The organism is Candidatus Melainabacteria bacterium RIFOXYA2_FULL_32_9 (genome assembly GCA_001784615.1).
GTDB lineage: Bacteria > Cyanobacteriota > Vampirovibrionia > Gastranaerophilales > UBA9579 > UBA9579.
In genome coordinates this window covers 6,930-10,593 of record MFRQ01000139.1, presented here as the reverse complement: position 1 = coordinate 10,593, position 3,664 = coordinate 6,930, and the positions used below count along the sequence as shown (strand labels likewise).

The following is a 3,664-nucleotide window of genomic DNA, read 5'->3' as shown; positions in this document are numbered from 1 at the left end:
ATTGCTTACAATTACAAGTTGACATATTTTTCTTTTTTTAACAAAACAGCTTCTTAGAAACTGTCTGAGATTTAATTTTTTTTATCATGTGGAGGCAGTGACTAGATCATTCCAGCGAATACCAGAATTATTACGTTAAACGTGGTGATCTCAAGCTAAGGACAGCCTACAAAAATACTTATTGGGTTTTTGTAGGCTGTCCTTAGTACTTATAAAAATAGGCATAAAAAATCTGGGAAAGACCTACTATTAATTTCGGTCTTTCCCATTGCTATCTATTATAAACCATTGAAATTTTATAACTATCACACAATAGACTAATTGTTTTTATTAATATACCTATTAAGCTCTTTTTTTAATAGTTCTGCATTTGAGTATAAACTTTGATTTACGAAAACTCTATTGTCATTTTTAGGATTTACTAAATAAAGTGATGGATAACCACTTATGTTAAAATCCTTAACTAATTTCTTATTTTTAGCATCATCTGCATTTATAAGCACAAATGAGTACTTGGACTGGTATTCTTTTCTCAAATTTTCAAGAATTGGTGCAAATCTCTTACAATAACCACACCAATCAACATAAAAATTGACTACTATCGGCTTATCCATCTTAATAGCTTCATCCCAGGATATACCTGTATTATAGTCTGATGGAGTTAAATTAACTTTTGGCGGTATTGCCTGCACAATAGTGCTTGTAACAATTGCCAGACCAAACAAAATAGCTGAGGAAATGATTAAAGTAAATAAACTTTTTTTTAGCTTCATAATATTGCCCCTTTTGGTACTACAGTTATTCCTGATTCTGATACATAGAAGCCCCTTGCAATATCCTCTTCTCTATCATATCCAATTCTTATATATGGAGGAATTTCAACAAATTTATCTATTATTGCTCTTCTAATTTCCGCATGACGACCTATGTTAACATCTTCCATAAGAATTGATTCAGATACATAAGAGAAACTGTTTACCCTGACATTTGGAGAAAGAATACACTTACTAATTTGTCCCCCACTAATAATACATCCTTCAGATACAAGTGAGTTAGTAGCCATACCGACTCTCTCTGACTCTTCCCATACAAATTTAGCAGGTGGATAATTGTAATTAAAGGTTCTAATGGGCCATTCTTTACTATATAGATTAACTTCAGGCTGTACAGCTATTAAATCCATGTTGGCCTTCCAGTATGAATCTATATTCCCCACATCTCTCCAGTATCCTATCTCTGTTTCAGTCATTCCCGGAACAAAGTTTCTGCTAAAATCGTAAACGTAAACATTACCACGAGAAACCATGTTATTGATTACGTCTTTCCCAAAATCGCGGGTACTTGCAGGGTTTGTAGCATCAGCTTCCAGTTCTTTTATTATAACATCTTTATCAAAGATATAATTTCCCATGGAAGCGAGTACCATATCAGGTCTTCCTGGAATAGTTTTAGGATTTTCTTTCGGTTTTTCCTGGAATCCTATTAATCTCCAGTCTTCATCAATCACCATTACACCAAAATGATGAGCTTCTTCAACCGGCATTGGAATACCTGATACTGTTAATTCAGCACCTTTTTCTTTATGATATTCCAACATATGTCTGACATCCATTTTATAAACATGATCTCCGCCAAAAACGCAGACATATTTAGGCTCTTCATCATAAATAATATTAATATTCTGATAAATAGCGTCTGCTGTTCCTCTATACCATTCACCGCCAGTTCTCATTTGGGCAGGTACAAGGTCAATAAACTGACCTAAAAATGGAGAAACAGGCCATCCTCGTGAAACATGCTTATTCAACGAATCAGACTTAAACTGGGTAATAATTTTTATTTTGAAAAAACCTGAATTTGCAAAATTATTTAATACAAAGTCAATTATTCTATATCTTCCCCCAAATGGAACAGCTGGTTTTGCTCTGTCTCTTGTTAATGGATAAAGTCTTCTTCCTTCTCCACCAGCAAGAATCATTACTAACACATCATCATTATACATATCCTACTAATCCTCTAAACTTAGGAGGGCCATAAATGCCTCCTGTGGAACCTCTACTTTTCCTATGGACTTCATTCTTTTCTTACCTGCTTTTTGTTTTTCAAGCAGTTTTCTTTTTCTTGTTATGTCTCCACCATAACATTTATCAAGAACGTTTTTACGCATCGCTTTTACGTTAGTTCTTGCAATAATTTTACTCCCGACAGATGCTTGAATTGGAACTTCAAACATTTGTTTTGGAATTAGTTCTTTTAATTTACTGGCTAATTTTTGACCTATATAAAATGAGTTATCATTATGAACAATTGAGCTTAAAGCATCAACAACCTCACCGGCTAAAAGTATATCTAATTTAACTAAATCAGACTCCTTATATTCTGAGAACTCATAATCCATGCTTGCATAGCCTTTGGATCTGGATTTTAACTGATCATAAAAATCCGTAATCAATTCACTAAGAGGAATTTCATATTCTAAATTAACTCTAATAGAATCAATATAATTCATATTAATGAAAATCCCTCTTTTAGTCTGGGCTAAATCCATTAATGAGCCTACATAATCATTAGGTGTAATAACATTTACCTTAACATAAGGCTCTTCAATTTTTTCTCTATATTGAGGAGAAGGTAAATTAGCCGGGTTATCAATGCATATAACTTCTCCACCTATTTTAGTAATTCTATATATTACGCTTGGAGCTGTTGTAATTAGATCAATATTATATTCTCTTTCAAGTCTTTCTTGAGCAATTTCCATATGTAATAAACCAAGAAAACCGCATCTAAAACCAAATCCTAATGCAGATGAAGTCTCAGGCTCAAATGTAATGCTTGAGTCACTTAGTCTCAATTTATCAAGAGCGTCTTTTAAATCATGATATTGGTCATTTTCCACCGGGTACATGCCGCAAAATACCATTGGAACTGCTTTTTTATAACCTGGCAAAGGTTCTTTTGAAGGATTATCCACCAGTGTTACAGTATCACCTACAAATTGTGACACTTCTTTTATGGAAGCTGCAAAATATCCAACTTCTCCTGTTTTTAACCTATCAGCAGGAGCCCTGAATGGTCTCATATAACCAAGCTCTATTACTTCAAACTCTTTCTTTGTAGCCATAAATCTTACTTTATCGCCATTTTTGACACTTCCATCAATAACTTTAAAATATACTATAGTTCCAAGATAAGGATCATAACAACTGTCAAATACTAAAGCTCTAAGAGGCTTAGAAGAAGTATCTTCTGGGGCTGGAATATATGTAATGATAGATTCAAGGACTTCCTCTATTCCTATACCGGCTTTTGCACTAACCAAAACTGCATTTGAAGCATCTATTCCAAGAATATCTTCAATTTCATGCTTTACTCTTTCTGGATCGGCACTGGGTAAATCAATTTTATTAATAACGGGGATTATCTCAAGGTCTTGTTCTATAGCAAGATACACATTGGCAAGAGTTTGTGCTTCCACTCCCTGAGTGGCGTCAATTACCAACAGTGCCCCTTCACAGGCTGCCAAGCTTCTTGACACTTCATAGCTAAAATCAACGTGTCCTGGTGTATCTATTAAATTCAGAACATATTCCTGACCATCATTGGCTTTATAATTCATTCTTGCTGCTTGCAATTTAATGGTAATACCACGTTCCCTCTCGAT

At 34.1% G+C, this 3,664-nt stretch carries 2 protein-coding genes and 1 pseudogene (1 of these 3 running past the window's edge); all 3 read right to left on the bottom strand.

Annotated elements, in window-relative coordinates:
* Positions 1–317 precede the first annotated feature (317 nt).
* Positions 318–773 carry a hypothetical protein gene (locus tag A2255_02180; protein ID OGI17762.1) on the bottom strand — a complete coding sequence of 152 codons (456 nt, stop codon included), beginning with the start codon at positions 771–773 and terminating at the stop codon, positions 318–320.
* Positions 770–2,002, bottom strand: a complete 1,233-nt coding sequence (locus A2255_02175) for a glucose-1-phosphate adenylyltransferase (protein OGI17761.1) — start codon at positions 2,000–2,002, stop codon at positions 770–772. Before A2255_02175 ends, A2255_02180 begins: the two co-directional genes overlap by 4 nt.
* A gap of 6 nt (positions 2,003–2,008) precedes the next feature.
* Positions 2,009–3,664, bottom strand: a pseudogene (locus tag A2255_02170) (elongation factor 4) (it continues 138 nt past the right edge of the window).